Source organism: Sodalis sp. RH24 (assembly GCF_047324145.1).
In the GTDB taxonomy this organism is placed as follows: domain Bacteria; phylum Pseudomonadota; class Gammaproteobacteria; order Enterobacterales; family Enterobacteriaceae; genus Acerihabitans.
The window spans coordinates 3404992-3429657 of record NZ_CP178729.1 but is presented as its reverse complement, the minus strand read 5'-3'; the positions used below and the strand labels follow the sequence as shown (position 1 = coordinate 3429657).

Annotated in this window: 26 protein-coding genes; 6 read left to right on the top strand and 20 right to left on the bottom strand. The window is 56.9% G+C overall.

Going from position 1 to position 24666, the window contains the following annotated elements:
- Positions 1-54: 54 nt before the first annotated feature.
- Positions 55-918 (bottom strand): YicC/YloC family endoribonuclease, encoded by an 864-nt coding sequence (locus tag ACL2XG_RS15580; protein ID WP_413721797.1) that lies wholly within the window; start codon positions 916-918, stop codon positions 55-57.
- Between the two features lie 127 nt (positions 919-1045).
- Between ACL2XG_RS15580 and rph the strand changes: the two genes are divergently transcribed.
- Positions 1046-1762, top strand: a complete 717-nt coding sequence (rph, locus tag ACL2XG_RS15575; RefSeq protein ID WP_413721798.1) for a ribonuclease PH — start codon at positions 1046-1048, stop codon at positions 1760-1762.
- A gap of 52 nt (positions 1763-1814) precedes the next feature.
- Positions 1815-2456 (top strand): orotate phosphoribosyltransferase, encoded by a 642-nt coding sequence (pyrE, locus tag ACL2XG_RS15570; RefSeq protein ID WP_410012749.1) that lies wholly within the window; start codon positions 1815-1817, stop codon positions 2454-2456.
- 94 nt (positions 2457-2550) lie between these two features.
- Here pyrE and slmA read toward each other — a convergent pair whose 3' ends face one another.
- From slmA to coaBC, 3 genes are all read right to left on the bottom strand, one after another.
- A complete protein-coding gene (gene slmA / locus ACL2XG_RS15565; RefSeq protein WP_410012748.1) occupies positions 2551-3147 on the bottom strand; it encodes a nucleoid occlusion factor SlmA in 597 nt (198 codons plus the stop codon).
- 127 nt (positions 3148-3274) lie between these two features.
- Complete coding sequence (dut, locus tag ACL2XG_RS15560; RefSeq protein ID WP_410012747.1) at positions 3275-3733, bottom strand: dUTP diphosphatase; 459 nt, start codon at positions 3731-3733, stop codon at positions 3275-3277.
- A complete protein-coding gene (gene coaBC, locus ACL2XG_RS15555) occupies positions 3711-4925 on the bottom strand; it encodes a bifunctional phosphopantothenoylcysteine decarboxylase/phosphopantothenate--cysteine ligase CoaBC (RefSeq protein WP_413721799.1) in 1215 nt (404 codons plus the stop codon). The genes dut and coaBC overlap by 23 nt, the downstream gene beginning before the upstream one ends.
- Before the next feature lie 186 nt (positions 4926-5111).
- Here coaBC and radC point away from each other — a divergent pair, with 186 nt between their 5' ends.
- The 4 genes from radC to mutM all read left to right on the top strand — a co-directional run bounded on the left by radC (position 5112) and on the right by mutM (position 7427).
- A complete protein-coding gene (gene radC, locus ACL2XG_RS15550) occupies positions 5112-5798 on the top strand; it encodes a RadC family protein (RefSeq protein WP_410012745.1) in 687 nt (228 codons plus the stop codon).
- A 240-nt stretch (positions 5799-6038) separates the two neighbouring features.
- Complete coding sequence (gene rpmB, locus ACL2XG_RS15545) at positions 6039-6275, top strand: 50S ribosomal protein L28 (protein WP_132924257.1); 237 nt, start codon at positions 6039-6041, stop codon at positions 6273-6275.
- 11 nt (positions 6276-6286) lie between these two features.
- Positions 6287-6454: a 50S ribosomal protein L33 gene (gene rpmG, locus ACL2XG_RS15540; protein WP_012882902.1), complete on the top strand. Its 168-nt coding sequence runs from the start codon at positions 6287-6289 to the stop codon at positions 6452-6454.
- A gap of 163 nt (positions 6455-6617) precedes the next feature.
- Positions 6618-7427, top strand: a complete 810-nt coding sequence (gene mutM, locus ACL2XG_RS15535; protein WP_410012744.1) for a bifunctional DNA-formamidopyrimidine glycosylase/DNA-(apurinic or apyrimidinic site) lyase — start codon at positions 6618-6620, stop codon at positions 7425-7427.
- A gap of 1 nt (position 7428) precedes the next feature.
- On the opposite strand, the gene coaD is transcribed toward mutM, so the two are convergent.
- From coaD to envC, 16 genes are all read right to left on the bottom strand, one after another.
- Positions 7429-7911: a pantetheine-phosphate adenylyltransferase gene (gene coaD, locus ACL2XG_RS15530; RefSeq protein ID WP_410012743.1), complete on the bottom strand. Its 483-nt coding sequence runs from the start codon at positions 7909-7911 to the stop codon at positions 7429-7431.
- Positions 7911-8690, bottom strand: coding sequence for a glycosyltransferase family 2 protein (locus tag ACL2XG_RS15525; RefSeq protein ID WP_413721800.1), 780 nt, complete (start codon positions 8688-8690; stop codon positions 7911-7913). Before ACL2XG_RS15525 ends, coaD begins: the two co-directional genes overlap by 1 nt.
- Complete coding sequence (gene waaA, locus ACL2XG_RS15520; protein ID WP_413721801.1) at positions 8691-9959, bottom strand: lipid IV(A) 3-deoxy-D-manno-octulosonic acid transferase; 1269 nt, start codon at positions 9957-9959, stop codon at positions 8691-8693.
- 128 nt (positions 9960-10087) lie between these two features.
- The gene (locus ACL2XG_RS15515; protein WP_413723525.1) at positions 10088-11218 is read right to left on the bottom strand and encodes a glycosyltransferase family 4 protein; all 1131 of its coding nucleotides are present in this window, start codon (positions 11216-11218) and stop codon (positions 10088-10090) included.
- A gap of 10 nt (positions 11219-11228) precedes the next feature.
- Entirely contained in the window at positions 11229-12314 is a 1086-nt protein-coding gene (gene rfaQ / locus ACL2XG_RS15510; RefSeq protein WP_410012740.1) for a putative lipopolysaccharide heptosyltransferase III, read from the bottom strand.
- A 56-nt stretch (positions 12315-12370) separates the two neighbouring features.
- Positions 12371-13375, bottom strand: a complete 1005-nt coding sequence (locus tag ACL2XG_RS15505; RefSeq protein WP_410012739.1) for a glycosyltransferase — start codon at positions 13373-13375, stop codon at positions 12371-12373.
- 66 nt (positions 13376-13441) lie between these two features.
- Positions 13442-14764, bottom strand: coding sequence for an O-antigen ligase family protein (locus ACL2XG_RS15500; RefSeq protein WP_413721802.1), 1323 nt, complete (start codon positions 14762-14764; stop codon positions 13442-13444).
- Positions 14761-15768 (bottom strand): glycosyltransferase family 8 protein, encoded by a 1008-nt coding sequence (locus ACL2XG_RS15495; protein WP_410012737.1) that lies wholly within the window; start codon positions 15766-15768, stop codon positions 14761-14763. Before ACL2XG_RS15495 ends, ACL2XG_RS15500 begins: the two co-directional genes overlap by 4 nt.
- Entirely contained in the window at positions 15761-16852 is a 1092-nt protein-coding gene (locus ACL2XG_RS15490; RefSeq protein ID WP_413721803.1) for a glycosyltransferase family 9 protein, read from the bottom strand. The genes ACL2XG_RS15495 and ACL2XG_RS15490 overlap by 8 nt, the downstream gene beginning before the upstream one ends.
- Positions 16852-17847, bottom strand: coding sequence for a lipopolysaccharide heptosyltransferase RfaC (gene rfaC, locus ACL2XG_RS15485; protein WP_410012735.1), 996 nt, complete (start codon positions 17845-17847; stop codon positions 16852-16854). The genes ACL2XG_RS15490 and rfaC overlap by 1 nt, the downstream gene beginning before the upstream one ends.
- Positions 17847-18896 (bottom strand): ADP-heptose--LPS heptosyltransferase RfaF, encoded by a 1050-nt coding sequence (gene rfaF, locus ACL2XG_RS15480; protein WP_413721804.1) that lies wholly within the window; start codon positions 18894-18896, stop codon positions 17847-17849. The genes rfaC and rfaF overlap by 1 nt, the downstream gene beginning before the upstream one ends.
- 27 nt (positions 18897-18923) lie before the next feature.
- Positions 18924-19856 carry an ADP-glyceromanno-heptose 6-epimerase gene (rfaD, locus tag ACL2XG_RS15475; protein ID WP_410012733.1) on the bottom strand — a complete coding sequence of 311 codons (933 nt, stop codon included), beginning with the start codon at positions 19854-19856 and terminating at the stop codon, positions 18924-18926.
- A gap of 142 nt (positions 19857-19998) precedes the next feature.
- Positions 19999-20916, bottom strand: coding sequence for a hypothetical protein (locus tag ACL2XG_RS15470; RefSeq protein ID WP_410012732.1), 918 nt, complete (start codon positions 20914-20916; stop codon positions 19999-20001).
- 7 nt (positions 20917-20923) lie between these two features.
- Complete coding sequence (locus ACL2XG_RS15465; protein WP_410016661.1) at positions 20924-22141, bottom strand: glycosyltransferase; 1218 nt, start codon at positions 22139-22141, stop codon at positions 20924-20926.
- Positions 22142-22236: 95 nt separating this feature from the next.
- A complete protein-coding gene (locus ACL2XG_RS15460; RefSeq protein ID WP_410012731.1) occupies positions 22237-23169 on the bottom strand; it encodes a divergent polysaccharide deacetylase family protein in 933 nt (310 codons plus the stop codon).
- 1 nt (position 23170) lies between these two features.
- Positions 23171-24469 (bottom strand): murein hydrolase activator EnvC, encoded by a 1299-nt coding sequence (gene envC, locus ACL2XG_RS15455; protein WP_410012730.1) that lies wholly within the window; start codon positions 24467-24469, stop codon positions 23171-23173.
- Positions 24470-24666: the final 197 nt, after the last annotated feature.

Genomic DNA, 24666 nt, shown 5'->3' with positions numbered 1-24666 from the left:
ATAAAAATGCCCTGAAAACAGGGCATTGCGGCATTCAGAGGATGTCAGCAGATATTATTCGATATTCTGTATCTGCTCACGCATCTGTTCAATCAGCACCTTCAGTTCAATCGCCGACGTCGTCACGCTGGCATTAATCGACTTCGAGCCCAGCGTATTCGACTCGCGGTTAAATTCCTGCATCATAAAGTCCAGGCGGCGGCCGACGGCTTCTTGCTTGGTCAGGATATTATAGGTTTCCTTGACATGGGCATCCAGGCGGTCCAGCTCCTCGGAGACGTCCACCCGCTGGGCCAGCAGCACCAGCTCCTGCTCCAGGCGGTTGTTTTCCAGCTGTACCTGCGCGTCTTCCATTTTGGCCAGCAGTCGCTCGCGCTGCCATACCAGGATATCGGGCATCTGCTGGCGCACTTTGGCCACTTCGGCGCTGACGCCGGCCAGGCGTTGCTCAATCATGATTTTGATCGCCGCGCCTTCGGATTCGCGGGCGAGGATAAAGTCATCGAGGGCGGCATCCAGGGCGGCCAGCAGCTCCGCGCCGATGGCGTCCAGATCCTGCTCTTCGGCCGCCATCACGCCGGGCCAGCGCAGGATTTCCATCGGGTCGATTTCACCCTCGTCGCTTTGCATCTTGACCCATTGGGCCGCTTCCACCAGCTGCTTGGCCAGCGGCTGGTTTAAAATCAGCGCGCTTTGCGTATTGGGATTGACCTCAAAACGCAGGTTGCATTCAATCTTGCCGCGGGTGAGGCGGGTGCGGGTGCGTTCCCTGATGGCAGGCTCCAGGCCGCGAAACTGCTCCGGTAAACGAATATAGGTTTCCAGATAGCGTTGATTAACGGAGCGCAGCTCCCAGGCGGCGTTGCCCCAATCACCTTTAACTTCGCGCCGTGCGAATGCGGTCATACTGCGGATCATATGCGTACCCGTCTCGATAAAAAAGTTGGGGGGATTATACCGTCGCATGGCCGGGCATGATAGGCATATGGTCCCGAAGACCGTATAATGCGCAGCCAATACACGAAATACCAGCCCGGAGAGAGTCATGCGTCCAGCAGGCAGAAACATTCAGCAAGTCCGTCCCGTCACCATTACCCGCCATTTTACCAAGCACGCCGAAGGTTCGGTGCTGATTGAATTCGGCGAGACCCGGGTGCTGTGCACCGCCACGGTGGAGGAGGGCGTGCCGCGTTTTCTGAAAGGCCAGGGCCAGGGCTGGATCACCGCCGAGTACGGCATGCTGCCGCGCGCCACCCATACCCGTAACGCCCGCGAGGCGTCCCGCGGCAAGCAGGGCGGCCGCACCCTGGAAATCCAGCGCCTGATTGCGCGCTCGCTGCGCGCCGCGGTGGACTTGAAGAAGCTTGGCGAATATACCATTACCCTCGACTGCGATGTGTTGCAGGCCGACGGCGGCACCCGCACCGCGTCCATTACCGGCGCCTGCGTGGCGCTGGCCGACGCCCTGGCGGTAATGCAGAAAAAGGGCCAGCTCAAGGCCAGCCCGTTTAAGGGATTTGTCGCGGCTATCTCCGTCGGCATCGTGGCGGGAGAAGCGCGCTGCGATCTGGAATATGTGGAAGACTCGGTCGCCGAAACCGACATGAATGTGGTGATGATGGAAGACGGCCGGATGATTGAAGTGCAGGGCACCGCCGAAGGCGAACCCTTCAGCCAGGAAGAGCTCATCACCCTGCTGGAGCTGGCCCGCGGCGGCATAGAAACGTTAATCCAGGCGCAAAAGGCCGCCCTGGCCGGGTAAAGGCCGGTAATATCGGGCGGCGTTAGTCGCCCCGTTGTGAGGAGTGGTAGCCGTGAAAGCGTATCAGCGTGAGTTTATCGAGTTTGCTTTAAATAAACAGGTCTTGAAATTCGGCGAATTTACGCTGAAGTCGGGCCGGATAAGTCCTTATTTTTTTAACGCCGGACTGTTTAATACCGGTCGCGACCTGGCGCTGCTCGGGCGTTTTTACGCCGCCGCGCTGATGGATTCCGGCATCGATTTTGATTTGGTGTTCGGCCCGGCCTATAAAGGCATCCCCATCGCCACCACCACGGTCGTGGCGCTGGCGGAACACTTTGAGCGCGACGTGCCCTACTGCTTCAACCGCAAGGAAGCCAAGAACCACGGCGAGGGCGGCAGCCTGGTCGGCAGCCCGCTGCAGGGCAAGATTATGCTGGTGGACGACGTTATCACCGCCGGCACCGCCATCCGCGAATCCATGGCGATTATCGAGGCCCATAAGGCGCAGCTGGCCGGCGTGCTGATTTCCCTCGACCGGCAGGAAAAAGGCCGGGCCGAGATCTCGGCGATACAGGAAGTGGAACGCGATTACCATTGCCGGGTGATCGCTATCGTCACGCTGCGCGATCTTATCGATTACCTGGAAGAGAAAAGCGAATTGGCCGATCACCTGGCGGCGGTGCGCGCCTATCAGCGTCAATATGGTGTCTAAGTTAACCCGGCGGGCAAAACAGTGTAACAATCGGCTGCCGCCGGACCATGCCGCGCGCTAAGGGCTCAGCGCCGAAAAGCGCGGCTGGACCCGCTCAGCGCAGCTGGGCCACCAGCAGCGGCCAGCGCACGTCGAACTCGTGCATCGGCGAATAGCGGAACTCAGTACGCACGAAACGCGACAGCATGCCCTCGCAGTACGCCAGCAGCTGGCTGGCCAGCAGGGCCTCATCCAGTTCGAACGCCTGTCCTTCCCGTAATTTCCGCTCGCGCAGCACCTGGCGCAGCTGCACTTCGATACGTTCATACAGCTGGTTAATCCGGCCCTGCAACCGGTCCTGCTCAAACATCAGCGCATGACCGGTCATGATGCGGGTCAGCCCCGGGTTGCGTTCGGCAAAACCCAGGATCAGCTGCAGAATCAGGCGCAGACGATTAAGGGTGTCCTTTTCATCTTGCAGGATCAGGTTGATACGGGAAATCAGGCTATCTTCGATAAACTCGATCAGGCTGTCGAACATCCGCGTTTTGCTGGGAAAGTGGCGATACAGCGCCGCTTCCGAAACGCCGACGGTGGCCGCCAGCTTGGCGGTGGTGATACGTTGGCTGCCGTCGCCGGATTCAAGCATTTGCGCCAATGCCTGAAGAATCTCCTCGCGGCGATTACGTTTCGTATTCTTTTTTTCTACCATGCCGAATAGGTCCCTGAGTAACAACATCAATAATGAATTAACATCAGGCATCGGCCGTAACAGCATGATGTGTTACGGCGTTAAAAGAGTGAATTGTCGATGCCGGGGAAGATCCGCCCGTTAACGCCTACTGGCGGCCGGAATGGCCGAAACCGCCTTCCCCGCGGGAGCTGGCGGTAAACTCGTCGACGACGTTGAATTCCACCTGGACGATGGGTACAAACACCATTTGCGCCAGGCGTTCTCCCGGTTCGATGGTGAACACATGCTGGCCGCGATTCCAGACGGACACCATCAGCGGTCCCTGGTAATCCGAATCGATGAGCCCCACCAGATTGCCCAGCACGATGCCGTGCTTATGGCCCAGCCCTGAACGGGGCAGCACCACTGCCGCCAGGCCGGTATCGGCGATATGTACCGCCAGGCCGGTGGGGATAAGGGTGGTTTCACCGGGCGCCAGCACCACGGCGTCGTCGATACAGGCGCGTAAATCCAGCCCGGCGGAGCCCGTCGTGGCATAGGCGGGCAAGGGGAAACGATCGCCTATGCGGCTATCGAGGATCTTAAGGTCGATTTTTTTCATCATAACGGCTGACAATCTCGTCAATTAAACGTTGACCAAGCAGGGACTTATCGCTTAGCGGTAACCGGGTATCCCCGTCTTGCCAAAACAGATGCAGCGCGTTGGTCTCGCTGTTAAAACCCTGTCCCGGCTGGGAAACATCATTGGCGCAAATCAAATCCATATTTTTCGCCGCGCGTTTGCGCCGGGCGTATTCTTCCATATTCTGGGTTTCAGCGGCAAATCCGACCACATAGGGACGATGTTGCGTTAGCGCGCCGACGCTTGCCACGATATCCGGGTTCTTGATCATCCTGATGGTGATTTCCTCACCCCGGGTTTTGATTTTTTCCTCCGCCGGCTCGGCCGCGCGGTAATCCGCCACGGCGGCGCAGCCGATAAAGATGTGCTGATTGCCGATGTCTTTCATCACCGCATCCTGCATTTCCTGCGCGGTGGTGACATTGACGCGCCAGACGCCGGCCGGCGTGGGTAAATTCACCGGGCCGGTCACCAGCGTGACGTGGGCGCCTTTCCGGGCCGCCGCCATGGCAATGGCGTAACCCATCTTGCCGGAGCTATGGTTGCTGATATAGCGCACCGGATCGAGGGCTTCGCGGGTGGGGCCGGCGGTCACCATGATATTGAGATGTTCCAACGAGCGATCGACGGTAAAATGCCGGCGCGCCAGATCGACCAGATCCGTGGGATCGAGCATCCTGCCCGGGCCGATATCGCCGCAGGCCTGGCTGCCGATATCCGGGCCCCAGAGCAATACGCCGCGGGACTCCAGGGTGCGCAGGTTGGCCTGGGTAGCCGGCGCCCGGTACATTTGCTGGTTCATGGCCGGCGCTATGGCGATCCTGGCGGCGGTGGCCAGGCAAACGGTAGTGAGCAAATCGTTGGCCATGCCCGCGGCGATACGGGCCATCAGATCGGCGCTGGCGGGGGCAATCAGGACCAGATCCGCCCATTTGCCCAGCTCGATATGGCCCATGGCCGCTTCGGCGGCGGGGTCGAGCAGATCGTCGGAAACAGTATGGCCCGATACCGCCTGCATTGTCAGCGGAGTAATAAACGCTTTGGCCGCGGGCGTCATGACCACCCGCACATCCGCTCCCCTGTCGCGCAGACGGCGCACGAGTTCAGGGCTTTTATAGGCTGCGATGCCACCGCTCACACCCAGCACAATATGCTTGCCGGCAAGTTCCGTCATTTCGGTTGTCCGCTTGTAAGCTTAAGTAAAAAACATTTTATCATAACCCTTCCGAGAACAGGCATCTCTCTCGTCAAGAAGCACCCAGTGTTAAATTGCAGCGCCGGCCGCAACTTCTCTCTTATCGCGTCGAGCCGGGCCGCGCATGGTGGCATGATAGGCGGGCGGATGAATGGAGGCGGGCGGATGGAAGAGCAGCATAAGGTGAAAGGATGGCGCGATAAACTGGCGCCGCGCGAGAAATTACTGTTGTTCGGCCCGGCAATGCTCAGCGATGCGGAGCTGCTGGCGCTGTTCCTGCGTACCGGCGTGCCGGGCATGCACGTTATGCAATATGCCGAAAGCCTGCTGGCGCGGTTCGGCTCCGTCCATAAACTCATCACGGCGGACCGGCAGACCCTTTGCGCCGTCAAGGGACTGGGCAATTCTAAATACGCCCAGTTGCAGGCCATTGGCGAGATGGCGCATCGTTTTTATTGCTCCCATCTGATGCGCGAAAACGCCATGACCAGCCCGGAGATCACCCGCGGCTACCTGCAATTATTACTGGCGCGCCGGGAGCGCGAAGTCTTCGTGGTCATGTTCCTGGATAACCAGCACCGCCTGATTAGCCATCAGGAGATGTTCCAGGGCACGGTGAACAGCGTTGAGGTGCATCCGCGTGAAATCCTGCGCGAGGCGCTTAAAGTCAATGCGGCGGCGATAATTTTAGCGCACAATCATCCGTCGGGAAAAGCCGAACCCAGCCGCGCCGATCGGGATGTAACCGATCTGGTGGTCAAAGCGTGCTTGTTCCTGGATATCCGGGTACTCGATCATTTGGTCATTGGGGCGGGAGAATACGTCTCTTTTGCCGAAAAAGGGTGGTTGTGAGACGCTTTCCTGCGATCCTCCGGGATCTTTAGTTGCGCGGGACTTGAGCACTTGCGCTTCAAAGCGTATACTACGCCACCTTTGAGAATCCTGGGTGTAGCGTTGAGAGCCTATCTCAGCAGATTTAAATCTGTTGAAAGTCTCTCCTCAGTGAATGTGCTGAGATGGGCTCTAAAGCCTGACGAGGCGGCTAACACCTTTTTACGAAGCTCGAGCTGATTAGATTTTTGGAGAATAGACATGTCCCGAGTCTGCCAAGTTACCGGCAAGCGCCCGGTGAGCGGCAACAACCGCTCCCACGCAATGAATGCGACCAAACGCCGTTTTCTGCCTAACCTGCACTCTCACCGTTTTTGGGTTGAGAGCGAAAAACGCTTTGTTACGCTGCGTGTATCTGCTAAAGGTATGCGTGTGATTGATAAGAAGGGCATCGAAACGGTCTTGACCGATTTGCGTGCCCGCGGTGAAAAGTATTAAGGAACTGAATCATGGCTAAAGGTGTTCGCGAGAAGATCAAGCTGGTTTCTTCTGCTGGTACTGGTCACTACTATACCACTACGAAGAATAAACGTACCAAACCGGAAAAGTTGGAATTGAAAAAATTCGATCCGGTTGTACGCCAGCACGTACTTTACAAAGAAGCTAAAATCAAATAATTTTAGCGGATTGCAAAAAACCCGGCCCCGGCCGGGTTTTTTTATGACGTGTTTTGCAGGCGTTTTGTTGAAAAGGGCCATTGTGCTTCGCGCTCTTTATCATCATGTTATTTTACCTGAGCAACATGTGCCTGCGCGGCATTAAAAAAACAACAGGTGGTATATGCCAGAACTACCCGAGGTGGAAACCAGCCGGCGCGGCATAGAGCCTTGGGTCGCCGGTCAGCATATTGTCCGGGCGGTGGTGCGCAACGCGCGCCTGCGCTGGCCGGTGTCCGACGAAATCATCGCCCTGCGCGACCGTCTGGTCATCAGCGTGCAGCGGCGGGCCAAATATCTGCTGCTGGAGCTTGGCGACGGCTGGATCATTATCCACCTGGGTATGTCCGGCAGCCTGCGTGTCTTGCCTCAGCCGGCGGCGCCGGAAAAACATGACCATGTGGATCTGCTGATGAGCAACGGCTGCACCATCCGCTATACCGACCCCAGGCGTTTCGGCGCCTGGCTGTGGAGCGCCGATCTGGCCACCAGCCGCGTGCTCGCGCATCTGGGGCCGGAGCCGCTGAGCGATGAATTTAACGGCCGCTGGCTGTTCGGCAAATCACGCAATAAGCGCACGCCGGTCAAACCCTGGCTGATGGATAATAAACTGGTGGTGGGCGTGGGCAATATCTATGCCAGCGAGTCGCTGTTTGTGGCGGGCATCCTGCCCGGGCGCCCCGCCGGTTCGCTGACCGAGGCCGAGTCCGGGCTGCTGGCGGAAACCATCAAGGCGGTATTGCTGCGTTCTATAGCGCAGGGCGGCACCACGCTGCGCGATTTTATGCAAACGGACGGCAAGCCCGGCTATTTTGTGCAGGAACTGCAGGTCTATGGGCGCGGGGGAGAAAGCTGCCGGGTATGCGGGACACCGATCCAGACGGCGAAGCACGGCCAGCGCAGCACCTTCTTTTGCCCCCACTGCCAGCATTGAGTCAGGGCTGCAGGCGCGCGTTAACTTCCCGGGCGATAGGGTCCGGCAGGAAATGATCGACGTTGCCGCCGTGCAGGGCGACCTCTTTGACCAGCGTCGATGAGATATAAGACCACGCCTGGGCCGGCATCAGGAACACGCTTTCCAGTTCCGGCATCAGGTGCTGGTTCATCTTGGCCAGCTGCATTTCATATTCGAAATCCGATACCGCCCGCAGTCCGCGCACCAGGATATTGGCCTGCTGCTGGCGGGCAAAGTTGGCCATCAGATCGCTAAAACCAATAACCTCGACGTTGGGCAAATGGCCGGTAACCTGCCGGGCCAGGTCGACGCGTTCCTCAAGGGAAAACAGCGGCTTTTTGCTCGGACTGTAGGCAATGGCCAAGATCACGTGGTCGAACATCTTCGCGGCGCGGGTCACCAAATCGAGATGGCCATTGGTGAGCGGATCAAAGGTGCCCGGATAAATGGCTTTGGTTGTCATCAGGCTTCTCTCTTGATAGTGCGGCCAAGCGCCCACAGGGCGGCATACTTATTAAATGTATACTGCGCGTTCACTATTGCCAGCAACAAACCCTGCTTGCCGTCCAGAAAACCGGCGCGGAGCAGCCAGGTCTTGATAAACGCGCCGAGCGTATGTCCGATGATGGCGAAAAAACCACATTTTTTATTTTGCCGGTGGCGCTCAAGCGCCCAGGCCTCGGCATATTGCAGCTGTTTGCGCTGGAAGGCCATCAGATCGCGGCAGGTAAGATGTTGCAGGCAACCTTCAAGTTTGACGACCCGCGCGCTGCCGATATCCAGGGATTCATGCACCGGATTATCGTTGTAGCGAAAGTGTTCGCGGGCATACAGCCGTACCACCCGATCCGGATACCAGCCGCTGTGGCGCATAAAGCGGCCGAGAAACAGGTTGGAGCGCGCGCAGCTGTAAACGGTATCAGGTTGGGGGGGCAGGCGGATTATCTGTTCAATGGCGCGCTTGAGGCCGGGTGTTACCCGTTCATCGGCGTCGAGCATCAGGATAAAATCCCCGGTGGCGTACCCCTGCGCGCGCTGGCGCTGTTTACCGAAGCCCGGCCACCCTTCGGCTTCAAAAACCCGGGCGCCGGCCTGCAGGGCGATGTGGCGCGTCGAGTCGGTGCTGGATGAGTCCAGCACCACGATTTCGTCCGCCCATTGCACCGATGCCAGGCAGTCCGGCAGCAGCCCGGCTTCGTTATGGGTAATGAGCACCACCGACAGACGCGTTTGCGACGGCATTTATTGACTCCGCTGTGGCAGGTATGGCTCCAGCAAGTGTAGCAGCCGCTGCAGGGCGCCCTGGTTTTGGTGCAACACTTCCACCGCGTGACGGCCGTAATACAGGCGATAATCTTCGTCGGTCAACAGGGTAGTGATTTCCTTGACCAGCGTCGGGACGTCGGTCACGGTAATCAATCCCCCGGCTTCGGCAAGCTTGCCGCAGATGTCCTTGAAATTGATGGTATGGGGGCCCATCAGCACCGGGATGGCATGGGCCGCGGCCTCCAGCGGATTATGGCCGCCGCGCTCGACCAGGCTGCCGCCGACAAAGGCCAGATCGGCAATACCGTACAGCAGCATCAGCTCGCCCATGGTGTCGCCGATCACCACCTGCGTATCATGAGCGGGAATATCGCCGGAGCTGCGTAATATCGAGGTTAAACCGGCCTTTTGCGTCATTTCCCGCGCCACCGGGAAGCGTTCCGGATGGCGCGGCACCAGGATCAGCAGCAGATCGGGAAAGGCGGCCAGCAGCTGGCGATGGGCCTGCAGGAGAAGGGTTTCCTCACCTTCGTGGGTGCTGGTGGCAATCCATACCGGGCGGCGCGACGCCCACTGGCGCCGCAGCGTCAGCGCCCGCGCCGCCAGTTCCGGGGTGACTGATATATCGAATTTCAGGCTGCCGGTGACGGCCAGCTGGTTTCGTTTCAGCCCCAGTTGCAGAAAGCGGTCGCCGTCTTCCTGGGTTTGCGCGGCGATAAGCGTAATCCGCTCCATGATCCGGGCGATAAACGTGCTGAATTTTTTGTAACCGGCGGCGGAGCGGGCGGATAAACGCGCGTTGGCGACCACCAGGGGGATTTTACGTTTGTGCAGGGCTTTGATCAGGTTAGGCCAAAGTTCGGTTTCCATCACGATAACCAGCTTGGGATTCACCTGGTTCAGGAAACGGTTCATGGCCCCCGGCAGATCGTAGGGCAAATAAACATGGTGCACATCCTTGCCGAAGGCGGACTGGACCCGCTCCGAGCCGGTGGGCGTCATGGTGGTGACGGTAATGGGCAAAAATGGGTAACGGTGGCGCAGTGCGCGTACCAAAGGTATCGCCGCCAGGGTCTCGCCGACCGATACCGAATGCAGCATAATGCCGCCGGGTTTTACCTTGCCCTGGCAATATCCGTAGCGTTCAGCCCAGCGGCGGCGATATGCCGGCGCCTTACGGCTGCGCCATAATAACCGAATCCATATCAGCGGCTGGATAAGATAGATGAGTATGTTATAGATCATTATAGTTAGCTATAGTAAGGCACCGCGGCTGGTGTGCAGAGTTAATGTTTAACCAAATTATTAAAAGCGCATTTTAAGCGCGTCCATGCTAACAGATAAGTCGCTTTCCCACATTATATCAAGTGTTTTTATACGGATAACAATTGGGTGTATAGCCCGGTCAATTGCTGGGAAAGACGCGCGGGAGTACAGTCTTTCACCCGTTCGCGGGCGGCCAGGCCCATCCCGGGCTGGCGCTGGCGTGAAGGTATGGCGTTGGCGCACTCCGTCAGCGTTTTGATATCCAGCGCATCGCAGACAAATCCTTCTCTCCCGGCCTCGATAAACTCCGCGCCGCCGCAGCGCTCGCTGGTAATCACCGGCAGGCCGCAGGCCATGGCTTCCAGTATTACGTTTGGGAACGGATCGTAGAGGGTGGGTAAAATCAAACCGTCGGCCCCATGATAAAAGGGGAGTACGTCCGTTTGTACCCCGACAAAACGAATGCGCTGCAGGCAGCCTAATCCCTGGGCGAAAGCGCGATATTTATCCTGCTGCTTATCCTGGCCCACCACGATCAGGTAGCGATCGGTGGCGGCGATGGCGGCGATGGCCGCTTTCAGTCCTTTGCGTTCAAATCCGGAACCGACATAGATCAGGGCGCAGGCCTGCTCCGGGATAACCATGTGCTCCCTGACGCGCCTGCGCTGTTCCGGCGCGGCGGGATAAAAGCGGGTCGAATCGATGGCGTTGTAAATCAGGGAAAATTTCTCTTCCGGCACTTGATAGCAACGGATAATGTCGTTTTTCACCATCAGGGAATTGCAAATGATCTTTTTTAACTCGGGCGCGTGAAACATCGCCTCTTCCGCCGCCAGCACATAACGGTGATAGCCGCTTAACGAGGTCAGCCACCGCTGGTGCGCCGGGATAATACGCGCCCGCTGCTCAAGCCAGACCCGGTGCACGCCGTCGCCGGCGCGGAAAACATCGCAGCCGGCGATACGCTCATGGCTTTGCACTAAATCGAAATGCTCATGTTGCCAGCAACGCCGGGCGGCCCGGGCAAAACCGCGCTCACGGGACACCCGGCCCCATTTGGCCGGGTTGCAGATATGCACATGCCAGTCGGGCCGGGGTTCGCCCGACCATTGCCGTGTCAGGATATTCAGTTCCAGCCCGGAATTATCCAGGGCATCCAGCGCCCGGGTAATAAAACGCTCCGCGCCGCCGTCGGGGCGGTACTTTTGCCGGACTATCGCCAGCCTGGTTTTTTTCATCATGCCCTGCTTACGGTGCTGTTGATAAATAATACCGCGCGGCGTCCAATACCGTCTCAACGGGAATGGCGTCGAGATAACGCTCCCGTGTCCGGGTATCTATGGCGTCGGGCCGCGGGATCTCGGCAAAATCGCCGGCCCAGATCACGGTGCTGTTATCGCTCCACGGCCGCCAGTGCTGCAGTTTGGTCGGGCCGAACAAGGCCACGCAGGGGGTATTGAGCGCCGCGGCCATATGCATCGGCGCCGAATCGACGCCGATAAACAGCCTGGCATGATCGATAAGCGCCGCCAGCTGGGTCAGCGTCAGCTCCCCCGCCAGGGAGACGACCTGGGGATTATGGCAAAGGGACTGGATATGCGCGATCATGTCGCGCTCTTTTTTATCCGGCCCGGCGGTGAGGATAATGGCTAATCCCTGGGATTGCAGGGCGTCGATTAACTGCGCCATCTTGGCGTCGTCCCAGCATTTGTAGGTCCAGCGCGACGTGGGCTGGATAACGATATATTCGCCGGTGACGGCGCGTTCGGCCAGCAGGCGCCGCCGGCTGGCCTCGTCGTCGGGGGAGTAGTGCATCGAGGCGCGGCGGTCGGTAATCGCGATATTCAGCGGCGCCAGGATACTGAGGTTTTGCTCAACGGTATGCAGCGCGCCATGGTTGTCGGTGGCGACCAGGCAGGTATGCGCCCTGCGCCAGATAAACGACTGCCGTTTTTGATAATTGAAGCCGATGCGCACCGGCGCCCCGCTTAATAACGTGATGGCGGCGCTGCGCCACTGATCGGCCAGGTTGATCACCAGGTCGAAATGGCGGGCGCGAATGCTTTTCAGCAGCGCCAGCTCCTGTTTAAGCTGATAGCGGATGCCTTGTTTTTTCCAGGAACGATCGATGGCATGGATAACCGCTATTGCCGGATGGTAGCGGAGTATGGCTTCGGTTTCTTTGTAGAGCAGAACATCGATTTCGCAATCAGGATAGTGCCCGCGCAGGGTATTGATAACCGGCGTGGTCAACAGCATATCGCCGTGATGGCGTAGTTTGATTAACAGAATTCTTTTTACCGGGGCGGATGGAACGGCATGGCGAATGGACATGTTGGCGCAGACCTATTGATATTCTGATAACTCAGACCATGGAATTACGCTAAAATTCAGCGCTCGCGCCACGCATAGATCCTGCGCAGCCACAGCAATAGCTGGTACCACTGCTTAATGCCGCGGGCATTGCGGATCATACGCTTATGGGTTCCGCTGGCAAAGATATCATTAATCATGATTTGCCTGGCCGCCGGGTCAGGTTCGCGGCGCAGGGAATGACAAACGGATAATGCTTCATGCGTCACCTGGAAGGCGAATTCGGGATACATTGTTATCTTGCCGCGATAGCGTTGGTTTATTTCTTCCAGGCGTTGCGCAATGCGGATGTAATGGCGCTGGTACTCAACGTTTTTCATGCCGGTTCTTTTTTGATTGCTGATGGACTGATCATGGATGTAATAGCGGTACAGCACCTCTTGGGTATAGCGCACCCGGCGGGCGTTAAACATCAGCTCCGTGGTCCAGGGAATATCCTGATGATGCAATCCCGGCTCAAAGCTGAGGTTGAGCTGTCTTATCAACGCCAGGCGATAGATGCCAAGCCATACCACATGCAAATAGCGTCTGGTCGCCAGGGCCTTGCGCAGCCAGGTCGGTCCGTCCAGCACCCCGGTGGATGTCAGGCGCTCCGGCGGTATTAACGTTTTAATGCGCTTCGAGCCAAGGAAAAAACGCTCGCCGTTACATTGGGCGACGTCAAGGTCATCCCCCTCGGCCATGTCCATGAGCGTCTGGTACAGCGCGGGATACAGCAGATCGTCGGCATCGGGGAAGGTGACATAAGCGCCGCGGGCAATGGCCAGGCCGGCATTGCGCGCGCGCGATACGCCGCCGTTGGGCTGGTTGATAACGGTAATATGCCCGTAGTCTTGCGCATATTTTTGGGCCAGGGTTTGCGAACCGTCGGTGGAACCGTCGTTGACGATAATGATCTCAATGTCATGCAGCGTCTGGGCGAGCAGCGAATCCATAAAAGCGGCAAACTTTTCGCCCGCGTTATACAGGGGGATAATGACGCTCAGCTTAACGGGGGCTACGGACGGCATGTTAGCAGTCATACAATAAACTTTCCGGCCAAAGTGACGCTATACCCCCGGGCCGTATCGGCCGATAGGCTTGCATGGTTAAACGGCATTGGTGGTCTTATCAGCGCTGTCTACCCGGCTTTTTACCGTTTCGGGGGCCGGGGCGACCTGGCGCAACAGCAGCAGATAACCCAAAACCATCATGATAAAGTAGGGCGATTCGCGATTATAAAATTGACAGTCGACCTGGCTAAAGATAACCACCGGCAGCGACAGCAGTAAAAATGCCCCCGCGCCCGAAAACAGGACAAACGGGTAAACCAGCAGCGCCACAAACACCGCCAGCATCAAAAGCGCGCCAAAGATACCCTGTAATGAGAGCGTATCCAGCAGATCGTTATGCATGTGATATTGTACGTTATTCAATGCTTCCTGGTTTCCCGCTTCGTGCTGCTGAATATAGCGCGTTGCCAGCGCATTGCGGCTGTCCACCGATTGTCCGAACGGGTGCTCGCCAAAACTGTGCCAGGCGGATTTCCATAAGCTAAGGCGCGCTCCCAGCGAGGTGCTGTTTTGACCTTGCATATAGAGCTCCGCCTCTTGCTGGATACCGTCCAGGCGGTCCAACGCCGGGTGATAATAGGATTTGCCGTAGAGCAGGGCGCAGACGCCTAAAATCACAATGGCGGTGGCAAAAATGCGTTTATGGTTTTTTTTGCCGTAAAACAATTCATGCCCCAGGCAAAAGATCACGAATATCCCATAAAACACCAAGGCCGAACGGGTCTCGGTGGCCAACAATGTCACCAGGGTCAGGCCGATGGCCAGCAGGCAGAGCGGACGGTAGAGATGCGGCGCAAATCGGCGCAGGCAGTAGACGGCGATCATTGAAAACAGCACCAGCATATAGGCGCCCGAGGTGGCGGCATCGGCGTTGATTTTTATCCGCACGCCGGTCTTCAGGTATTGCAGCGTATCGGTAATAGCGATGAGCGCCAGCAGCGCAAACATCAGGTAGCCGGCGAGGTTGGCGGCGCGGAAGCTGAAATGCCAGGTTGTCCTGTTGCGTTCGATGCAGTAAAGCACAAAAGCCCCCAGAACCATACGCTTACCGCTAATTTGATAATGGTAGGCAACCAAGGGGAAATCGGGACTGCTGGTTAACGACAGCCACACTAATTTGCTCAGGCCCAACAGGAAAAACAAGGTCGGAAAAACGTAAAAATGAATTTTTTTATCGACTTTGAAAACCAGGATGAGGAAATGTATGACGCTGATATAGGTCAGGATGTAAAACGCATTGCGGCTCACCGGTCCTGAAAACAAAAAAAAAGCGATGGAAATACTGATGAGAAAAAAGTAGGTCAGCGAAAGAACGTGATCAACATTGCGCCAGCGATAAGCATTATTCAAAGCAATCATTTAGCGGTTCCAGCATGGAAATATTTATTTTTTATGTATCTTATCAGCCACATCAGGCTATCAGAATAACGCTTTTGAAACCAAAGCACATAAGCGTAGCGCTTCATTTCCTTATGTTTGACCGGGATATCCAAGGGTTCGGATTGCCAGGGCGTACGCAGATAATACGTACTGTAGAGATCGGCCAACGGCCCCGAGCCCCATAAATGCCAGGGTTTACATTTGCCGGTGTAGTGGATCAGCACGGTATCGGCGGGGAGTTTGGGCCGATGATTGACCTTATTGGCAATAATATCATAGATGTAGTTATATTTTTTAGGCAATAGCAGGACTTCTTTTTCCAACACCAGGTTAAGCGCATCCTGGTCGGGAAAACGGAAATAATCGCCCTTTTCGTTCAGTACCTTCAGCAAGCGCGCGGTGGTGTTACGCTCCAGCCATAGCGGGACATTGATATACAGAAACCCCGAATTAAAATAATTTCCCGAGGCCAGGCTCAGCTCCGGGCAAAGCGTAGCGCGCGCGCGTTTATTATCGTTGACCGCGCAGAGGGTGTAATTATCAAAAGAGAGATCAATCAAGGGCTTGATGCTACCAATGCACAACGTATCCGCGTCCAGATAGATCACCCGCGACACCCTGTCCTTAAGTATTAACGGAATAAAAATACGGTAGTAAATCGTTTTGGCATACCGGCCGATACAGGGCATGTCATCAAAACAGCCGCTATGGTATTTGTATAATGTCATGGCAAGCGCGCGCCCCGCCACCAGGGTAAGCAGCTTCTTTTTGACGTCATCGGCCAAGCCGTTGCTGAAAATATGGATATGAAAATAGCTATCCGGATTATTTTCCAGCAAAGAAAACAACGTTACACCCATACCGCGCGCATACTGGTTATCAACGCCAAACGCAATATGACAGACAGGTTGGGAGGCGGCCGGCAACGTATCAATGAGCATCTCTTGATGCTCAATCATGTTTGTCACGACTTTGCTATCCATTGATCACTTCCTTATGACTAAGTCTAGCAACAAAGGCGAAAATATCGTCGCGATTAGCCGGCGTTAGCGCAAATAATCTGAGCGGCGAGTGTTCAAAGCGGTAAGGCGCGGAAAATACAAACGATGATGGCGCAATATCCGCCGGCGCGATGATAAGCACCTGGCCCAAAGGCCGCTGTTCGGCCATACAGCATGGGCCCGCCAGGCAGATTACCGGTACCCGCTGCGCGTCGGCGATATACACGTTGCCCGAATCCGATGCTATGTAGCAATCCATGCGCGCTATGGCGCAGGGAATTTCCTCAAGCCGCAACTGTCCGACCAGGCTAACCACATTGCCGGCGTCGCCGTTAACCTGGTAAAACTCGTCCAGGTAGCGCTGTTCATCCTGTGGCCCGAAAACATAAAAAACACAGGGCAGGGGCGCAAGGGTGGCCAGGATTTGCCCCCAGACGGCGGCGGGAATGGTTTTGGCTTTATTGCCGGCGGAGATGCTGATGCCGATTTTTATTTTCCCCGGCGCGTCAGGTATCGGCAATGCCCGCGGCGGTTGCCAGAGCGGAAACGTGGCATGTTTGGGCTGGCTGCGCCAGGTCAGAGAGCGGTCGGCAAGCTTCAGGTAGTTCTCAAGCGTCAGCGTGTCGCGGCGGTGTTCAACGCAGCCTGAGGCCGTCAGATAAAAAATGCCGTGGTACCATTTGCGCGTGTAGACGGTAAGAAACTGTTTATTGGGCGCATTGCAGACGGCGGCGTAAAACAGGTTGGTGCTATTGGGTTGCAGCAGGTAGACATTGCTATAGCGGTTAAGCAGCTTCAGCGCCAAACGCATTTTTTTTAACAAGCCGGATTTGTATTCTTCAATAAAAAAGTAGTCCGCCAGCGTGCTGTCGCGGGAGGCGAGCGGCGCCACCGTCCGGCTAAGCAGCGCGTCCGATCGGCCAAGCTGCTGCAGCAGCGGCGTGATATTGACAAAATCGCCAATCTTGGCGGTTTGGATAATTAAATTTCTACCAGTGTGCTTTTGGAATGGCTTTAGCGCTAACTTTATTGGTAGCAATAAAATAAACAGAAACACATAGCTCATTAGTTAATTCGTCCGCTTGCCTCACGCGATAACAGGGCAGCCAACTCGGCGTAAACACGCGTTGCCGGGAGATTCTCCAGCCGGTTATCCTCTGACTGCAATGCATGCTGATTATTGCCGTAACCACCAATAAGCCCGGGATCGGTGGGACCGTATAGCGTAATATTCGGCCGATCGAGCGCGGCGGCAAGATGGCTTAAGCCGGTGTCAACCGAGACCACCGCCGTCGCGCCGGCCAGCACGTCGGCCACTCCCGCCAGATTAAGCCTGGGAAGCACCACAACTGAAGGGAAATTGTCCGAAAGACGCAGGGCGCGTTCATATTCCGACGCGGTGCCCCAGGGCAGCCTGATGTCAAAACCGCTGGGCGATAACAATTCTATCAGCTCGCGCCAATGCGTTTCCGGCCAATGTTTTTCTTTCCGGGTGGTGGCATGCAAAAAAACCAGATAAGGCGCGACAGGATCATGCCGGGCGGCGGCGCCGGTAAAATGTCCGGCAATGGCATAATCCCCGGGTCCCGCCGGCACGTCATAACCGAGGCTGACGGCAAACAGCTGGCGAATGCGCTCAACGGCGTGCTGCTGGCGATCGATGTGATGGCGATGATTATAAAACCAGCTCGCAAAAGGTTCACGCGCGCTTTTGCCATCCAGTCCATGTTTTTCCCCCCGGGCAACCCGGGTCACCAGCGCGGCGCTTTTTATCAATCCCTGCGCATCGATCACCCGATCGTAGCGTTTTAGCTGCAGCTGGCGCTTAAAGTCGCAGCGTTCCTGGCGGGTTGCCGCGCCAAACCAGTTTTTGCGCCAACGCCTGATTGCCACCGGTATCACCCGGTCGACCGCCGGGTGCCATGAGGGGATCTGCGCAAAACCTTCTTCCACCACCCAATCAAAACGAATGCCCGGCAACGCATGCATGGCGTCGGTCAGGGCGGGCAGCGTATGCAGCACGTCGCCCATGGAGGAGGTTTTGACAATCAGCACCTGCATCAGCGCCCCTCATCCGCAGCGAGCAGTGTGTCCAGCTCTGCCGCCACCCGCTCGGGCTGGATATCCATCAGGCTTTGATGATAGCCTTGTGCGTCGCTCCCTTTACGGATGCGCTGATAACCGCTGATTAAACGGATCACTTTGGCATGCCGGGCCAGCGGCGGGGTAAAATCGGGACTGCTGGGGCCGTAAAGCGCCACCAGGGGTCTCTCCAGCGCGGCGGCGATATGCATCAAGCCGGAATCGTTGCTGACCACCGCCCGACAACCGGCCAGCAGGGCCACCGCCTGTTCAAGGGATGTTTGCCCCGCCAGATTGCGGCAGTGTTCGCCCGCGGACGCCTCCAGCATGCCGGTTATCTCGTCGCCGGTGGCGCGATCTTTCGCCGAGCCGAACAGCAGGACCTGATAGCCGCGGGCGATAAGCGTGCCTGCCAGCGCGGCGTAATGATAATGGGGCCAGCGCTTGGCCGGCCCGAATTCCGCGCCGGGACAAAAACCGATGGCCGGCCGTTCCGTGGTGAGGGAAAAGGCGGCGCGGGCAGCCAGGATTTCATCCCGCCGGACCTCAAGGCGCGGCCAGAGCAATGGCTGCGGTAAATCCTCCGCGCTGCGGATATCCGCTTTATCATATGCCAGCGCCACATAGCGCTGCACCATGAGGGGAAACGCGGTTTTATCCAGCACGCGCAGATCGTTTAACAGGCCGTAGCGCATTTCACCGCGCCAGCCGGTGCGCCTGGCGATGCCGGCAAAAAAAGGCACCAGGGCGGATTTGAAGGAGTTGGGCAGTACGATGGCCTGCTGATAATGCTGCTTTTTCAGGCTGAGGCCAAGCCGCCGCCGCTGCGCCAACGCCAACGCGCCATGGCCAAGCGGCATCGACAGCGCCTGCTTCACCTCCGGCATACGGTTTAGCAACGGACGGCACCAATCGGGCGCCATCACCTCTATTTCCGCGCCGGGATGAAGGCTCAGCAGGGTACGGTACAGGCTTTGCGACATCATCATATCGCCAACCCACGACGGCCCGATAACCAGTATTTTCATACCGCTGATATCATCCTTGCCTGTGCATTAATGGTTGCGATTTAACCATGCTAAATATTCGCCCACGCCTTCGGCCACGGTTTTGAACGACTTAGTGTAGCCCGCGGCCCGCAGCTGGGTCAGATCGGCCTGGGTGTAAGCCTGGTAACGCCCCCTGAGTTTCTCGGGGAAATCGATATACTCAATCTGGCCTTTTTTATGGAAATCCAGCACCGCGTCCGCTACCGCCTGGAAGGACTCCGCCCGTCCGGTGCCGCAGTTGAAAATACCGGAAACCCCTTTTTGCCAAAACCATAAATTCACCTCGGCCACATCGCCGACGTAGATGAAATCACGTTTAAAGCCTTCGCTGCCGGAAAATAATTTGGGGTTTTCACCGGCATTGATCTGGTTATTCAAATGGAACGCGACGCTGGCCATGCTGCCTTTATGACCTTCATGCGGACCATACACGTTAAAGTAGCGAAAACCGCAAATCTGGGACTCGGCTTCCGGCAATATAGCGCGAACATACTGATCGAACAGGAATTTTGAGTAGCCGTACACATTCAGCGGCTGCTCGTACTGCCGTTGTTCGATAAAATGTTCCGTCCTGCCGCCGTAGGTGGCGGCGGAGGAGGCGTACAGAAAGGGAATCGAACGCTCAAGGCAATAATGCAGCAGCTCCTTGGAGTATTGATAGTTGTTATCCATCATATACTTGCCGTCCCATTCGGTGGTGGAGGAACAGGCGCCCTCATGGAATACGGCTTCGATATCGCCAAAATCATCGCCGGCCATGATGCTGGCGATAAAATCTTCCTTATCCATATAATCGGTGATATTCGCCTCTACCAGATTAATGAATTTTGTGCCGTCCTTGAGGTTATCCACCACCAGGATATCGCTGTGCCCGAGGTTGTTCAGCGACTTAACAATATTACTGCCGATAAATCCGGCCCCACCTGTGACGACTATCATGGGATACCCTTGTTGAGCTTACGCGGAGCTGGCACTGTGTCTGCTCCTTTATGTCCACTATGATACCATTTCCTCTGTGACCTTAGTATCCGTGCGGTAAAATGCCGCCGGGTTATCGCCATGCCATGAGGAATGCATGCAGTCATAATGATTGCTTTTCATTATCAGTGAGATAGCGCACTTTTCGGGTATAATCCTGTGATTTGAACAGCAGTTCGCCATCGGGGGACGCCAGATATTTTTGCCACTCCGCCAGCGGAAAACCCCCATGCGCCCCCACTACCTGCGCTGGAATCACCGAGGGCGTGCCGCCGATTTTTTTCGACACCGGCCAATTCATCCAGTCGCCCAGGTTGATGGTGCGGATATCAAGCGTATCGAGCATGGCGGCCAGAGGCAATTGGTCGGTCGGCGGCTGATCATCGCCCAACTGCGTCCAGGTATCGATGAAAAAAGCCGTCCATATGGGACACATCCGCCGCCAGGTGCTGGCCGTAGCCGCAAGAAAAGCGCCGTTAACATGATCCAGCAGGCCCGGCCGCACGGCATCGCGATAATATGCCGGGATGCGTTCCGGCGCGGCGCGACTGAGTTTAGCCGTCATTTTCCCCTGCCGGAAACTGGAGTAAATATGATCGTCCACCAGGCGGATAACGGGCATCCGCAGCAGGTTCAAATCGGAATCGATCATCAATATACCCTCGGTGCGGGCCTGCAGAGGCGCCTGCAGCTTGACCAAGCGGCTAAGATAGATTTGTTTATAGCGATAATCGCCGTCACGGGTTTCCAGCGCCAGGGTAACTATCCTGACCTTTTCGGGCAGCGGCGGAAATTTATGCGCCGGCTGGTCGGTGACAATCACGATTTCACGCACCTCCTGCGCATAACGCTGCGCAAAGGTGGCGCTCAGCATCGCTTCCTCAATATAATCCTCGCCCACCGAGGGGATCACGACGGACGTTACCGGCACCCAAGGCAGGGAAGCGTCTCTTTTTTCGTCATAAGCGATATTATGACGACGGACGATATGGCGATATTTGGCGTTAAGAAATTCGAACATATCTACCTCAAAGCGTTTTTATGCTGCCGAGCACGGCTTCGACACCCAGGACATATTTATCAATGGTGAAGTGGGTCTTTACCATATGGTTGGCCTGCTGGGCCAGCGTGCGGCGGTATTGGGCGTCCAGGTAAACCGTTTTCAACTGTTTGAACAGGGCCTGGGTATCGCCGTAGGGGAATAGTAGTCCGGTTTCCTGATGTTTAATCAATTCCATGGTGCCGGTGACATCGGAACCGATGACCACCGTATTCAGCAGCATGGCTTCAAGGATCACGCGCGGCAGTCCTTCGCTGCGCGACGCCAGGATGAAGGTATCAAAGGCGGCCAGGTATTCCATGGCGTTGCTTTTGAAACCGGTAAAAATCACCTTGTCCAGCAGACGAAAGCCGGCGGCCATCCGGACCAATCGCTGATGCTCGGGACCCGCGCCGACGATCACCATTTTCCAGCGTGCCTCGGGGTAGGCCTGGTTGAATAAATGCAGGGCCTGCAGGGTATGGTGATGGGCCTTGCGCGGGATAAGCGAGCCTATGCTGCCGAAGATAAAGGTGTGATCGTCGGCGCCAAGGGTGTGGCGCAGCGGGAGTCCGTCCGGCAGGGGCTGATCGATGTCGATACCGTTAAACACCGTATAACAGATCTCCGGCTGCACGCCGCTTTGGATCAGCTTGTCCTGCACCCCGGAGGATACCGAGATAATGGCATGGCACAGGGTATTGACCATTCTGACTATCTGGCGGCTCATCACGGGTTCGATACGGCAATGTTGCACCACGGTGGTCGATAAGCCCATGGTGGCGTAGTACCCCTCGACATTGGAGCTGGGCTGGTTGTTCATATATAAAATATCATATTGGCCCATTTCTAGTAATGAACTGATTTTATTGATATTGGGATCAATGCGCCAGATTTTGTCGATGGCGTAAATCGCGGCGAGACGAACCTTTTTATTGAAGAAAAGCAGGGTGCGCAGGATTTCCTTGCCCCATTTGGCCCAGGCAGGTTGCCGGGTCTGGGGAATGAAGAACACCTGAATCCCCAGCGCGGCCAGGACCTCGCTGACCGTTTCGTTATTATCGCGGGCATAATTATTGTAAAAACAGCAGCTGATGTCGAATTTTTCGCGGTCGATGCGTTTAAGCAATTCCAGCATGCTGTTGGTGCCGCCGCCCCATTCCTTGCCGCTGTCCAAGAGAAGAATTTTCATCCGGCTTTGTGGCATCGTCATGCATTCCCAATATTTGAATGATTATCATTTAAGGTACATTAACGCGGGCACTGCCCCGTCACTATTCCGTTATTTATTGCCGGGATCCGCTATTTTTCCGGGCGCAGCGGCGCCGGGAGCGGTTTGCCATGCTCCCCGAGCATAACCCGCCGCGTCTCATCCAGGCTAGAGAATATGGCCTTGAACATGGCGTCGGCGTACACCGGCGGCGGCGCCTGTTTCACGGTACATTGCGGGATGCCGTGGAACGGGTTGCGCGGCCTGACGGGCTTCGGTTCCGGCGCGGGGGCCGGGGCGTAACGTTCATTCAATAACATGCTCGGGCGCACCAGCACAATATCCGCGGGCAGCGTGGGCAACATTTGCGCCAAGACCCTGACGGTATTGGGGTGGGGGTGACCGATGGCGATGGCTGAACCGTTACGCCGGGCCAGGGCCACGGCGCGGTTAAACTGCTGGCGAATGTCCGCTTCGTTGCTGGTATCGTCCAAAAAAACGTTGCGCCTGATGACGCTGATGCCGGTGCCCGCCGCCGCCTGGCGCGACTGGCTGTTGCCGATGGTCATGCTATCGAGAAAATAAAAGGGGTATTGTTTCAGCACCTGCATGACATTCTGCATGCCGCCAAGGCTTGAGGTCATGGCGCTGCCCATATGGTTGTTGACCCCCACGGCGAAGGGCACCTTGCCGACCGCGTCGCGCACGATGCGCGTTATTTCATCGCGGCTCATCTCGGGGCGCAGGGTATCGCGTTCCAGGGGTTGCTTGCTCAGGGGCGCCATCGGCAGGTGGATCAGCACTTCGCGCCCCTGCTGATGCGCCCTGGTGGCCATTTCCCGCGCGTAGGGCGCATTCGGCAGCACCGCAATCGAAACCGCCGTCGGCATGGCGAGTACCTGATACTCGTTATGCGGCTGATAGCCGAAGTCATCAATGACGATGGCCAGTTTGCCGGCGTCCACACCGGTGGAGGCGGCGAGCAGCGTGCAGACTAAAATGCGATGAAGGTTTTTCCTTAGCAAACTATCTTCCTAACCAGGGTAACGGATTCACCGCCTGGCCCTGGCGACGAATTTCAAAATAAAGCGCAGGAGTGCCCTGGCCGCCGCTGCTGCCCACCAGCGCAATAGGCTGGCCGGATCGGACCTGGGCGCCCACGCTGACCAGCGCGCTCTGGTTATAACCGTAAAGGCTCATATCGCCTTTGCCATGTTCAACCACCACCACCAGCCCATATCCCTGCAGCCAGTCGGCCATCAGGACGCGTCCGTCGGCGATGGCCCTGACTTCGCTGCCTTCGGCCGCGGCGATGACCATGCCCTTCCAGCGTAGTTCACCCTGCAGGGATTCACCAAACCGATGCAGCGTACGTCCCCGGACCGGCCACAGATCCTGGCCCGCCGGCTGGCCCAGGCCGCCGGTGCGGGATACCAGGGCGCGTTCGCTGGGCGAAGGTTTATACGTATCGCCTTTGCGTTTGGCCTGTTCCTGACGTTCGCGCACCTGCTGCGCCTCCCGCGCTTCACGCTCGGCCCGCGCCCGCGCTTCCCGCTCCGCCCGGGCGATATTATCCCGCAGTCGCGATTCGTTCTGGCGCAGTTCGTTCAGTGTTTGCTGATCCTGCGCGATAGACGAGTCGAGACCGGAGAGGGTTTTACGCCTGGCCGCGCGGGCTTTTTCCAGCGCATCTTGCTGCGCGTGCTGCTGTTGCAACAGGGCGGTTTGCTGCTGCTGCTTTTGCTGCAGGTCTTTTTTCTGGTCCGCCAGCGCCTGCCGGGTCGCGCCCAGGTCGCGGATGGATTTTTCCCGCGCTTCATTCAGGTAGCTGTAATAAGCGAAGATACGCTCGTTACGCTGGCTCTGCTCACCGCTCAGAATCAGCTGCATGCCCGCATTGCGGCCTTGGCGGAACGCGGCGTCAAGCTGTTGTGCCAGCAGTTTTTGCTGCTCGGCCAAACGCGCTTCCAATTGTTTGATGGACTGGTTCAGCCGGGCGATAGCCTTGTCCAGCGCCGCAAGCGTGGTCTGCGTTTCGTGCAGGATGCGGCTGGATTGGGAAACGGCGATTTCCTGCTGTTTCAACTGTCCGAGCAGTTTGCCGCGCTGCTGCTGTTGCAAATGCACGTTTTTTTCTTTTTCGGCAATGCTTTGCTGCAGGGTTTTGAGCTGTTCCTTGTTATCCTCGGCATGGCTGCTGGCAGGCAATAACATAACGCCAGCGAAGATAATGCTGGCGTACATGGTAAGTTTTCGCGCGGAAGGACGGCGCTGCGGGCCGTTTTCCCTGTGACTCAATCTGTTCAACGATGCCTTTCCCCTCATTGTCTGGATTATTCCACGTTGACCAGCCGCTTACCAGTCATCTCTTGCGGCAATACCGCGGCGGCGGCGTGCGCGGACCGGAGGAAACGGTTGATAAACCGCCCGGTTTTTAGCGACATGACGCGCATTGCAGGTAGTTTCTTCTTTCCGGTCATGTATATTGGCTGAATTTGCCGTAATGCGAGGGTATACTCGAA

Coding starts and splice junctions, on each gene's coding strand:
- ACL2XG_RS15515 (WP_413723525.1), bottom strand. CDS start 11,218: ATGAAAAAAACCAGGCTGGCGATAGTCCGGCAAAAGTACCGCCCCGAC.
- slmA (WP_410012748.1), bottom strand. CDS start 3,147: ATGGTAGAAAAAAAGAATACGAAACGTAATCGCCGCGAGGAGATTCTT.
- radC (WP_410012745.1), top strand. CDS start 5,112: ATGGAAGAGCAGCATAAGGTGAAAGGATGGCGCGATAAACTGGCGCCG.
- coaD (WP_410012743.1), bottom strand. CDS start 7,911: ATGACAACCAAAGCCATTTATCCGGGCACCTTTGATCCGCTCACCAAT.
- mutM (WP_410012744.1), top strand. CDS start 6,618: ATGCCAGAACTACCCGAGGTGGAAACCAGCCGGCGCGGCATAGAGCCT.
- rfaC (WP_410012735.1), bottom strand. CDS start 17,847: ATGCAGGTGCTGATTGTCAAAACCTCCTCCATGGGCGACGTGCTGCAT.
- rpmG (WP_012882902.1), top strand. CDS start 6,287: ATGGCTAAAGGTGTTCGCGAGAAGATCAAGCTGGTTTCTTCTGCTGGT.
- ACL2XG_RS15490 (WP_413721803.1), bottom strand. CDS start 16,852: ATGAGCTATGTGTTTCTGTTTATTTTATTGCTACCAATAAAGTTAGCG.
- rfaQ (WP_410012740.1), bottom strand. CDS start 12,314: ATGTCCATTCGCCATGCCGTTCCATCCGCCCCGGTAAAAAGAATTCTG.
- ACL2XG_RS15470 (WP_410012732.1), bottom strand. CDS start 20,916: ATGTTCGAATTTCTTAACGCCAAATATCGCCATATCGTCCGTCGTCAT.
- dut (WP_410012747.1), bottom strand. CDS start 3,733: ATGATGAAAAAAATCGACCTTAAGATCCTCGATAGCCGCATAGGCGAT.
- coaBC (WP_413721799.1), bottom strand. CDS start 4,925: ATGACGGAACTTGCCGGCAAGCATATTGTGCTGGGTGTGAGCGGTGGC.
- ACL2XG_RS15495 (WP_410012737.1), bottom strand. CDS start 15,768: ATGGATAGCAAAGTCGTGACAAACATGATTGAGCATCAAGAGATGCTC.
- ACL2XG_RS15525 (WP_413721800.1), bottom strand. CDS start 8,690: ATGCCGTCGCAAACGCGTCTGTCGGTGGTGCTCATTACCCATAACGAA.
- waaA (WP_413721801.1), bottom strand. CDS start 9,959: ATGATCTATAACATACTCATCTATCTTATCCAGCCGCTGATATGGATT.
- ACL2XG_RS15465 (WP_410016661.1), bottom strand. CDS start 22,141: ATGCCACAAAGCCGGATGAAAATTCTTCTCTTGGACAGCGGCAAGGAA.
- ACL2XG_RS15580 (WP_413721797.1), bottom strand. CDS start 918: ATGATCCGCAGTATGACCGCATTCGCACGGCGCGAAGTTAAAGGTGAT.
- rfaD (WP_410012733.1), bottom strand. CDS start 19,856: ATGATAGTCGTCACAGGTGGGGCCGGATTTATCGGCAGTAATATTGTT.
- rph (WP_413721798.1), top strand. CDS start 1,046: ATGCGTCCAGCAGGCAGAAACATTCAGCAAGTCCGTCCCGTCACCATT.
- ACL2XG_RS15500 (WP_413721802.1), bottom strand. CDS start 14,764: ATGATTGCTTTGAATAATGCTTATCGCTGGCGCAATGTTGATCACGTT.
- rpmB (WP_132924257.1), top strand. CDS start 6,039: ATGTCCCGAGTCTGCCAAGTTACCGGCAAGCGCCCGGTGAGCGGCAAC.
- rfaF (WP_413721804.1), bottom strand. CDS start 18,896: ATGAAAATACTGGTTATCGGGCCGTCGTGGGTTGGCGATATGATGATG.
- ACL2XG_RS15505 (WP_410012739.1), bottom strand. CDS start 13,375: ATGACTGCTAACATGCCGTCCGTAGCCCCCGTTAAGCTGAGCGTCATT.
- envC (WP_410012730.1), bottom strand. CDS start 24,469: ATGAGGGGAAAGGCATCGTTGAACAGATTGAGTCACAGGGAAAACGGC.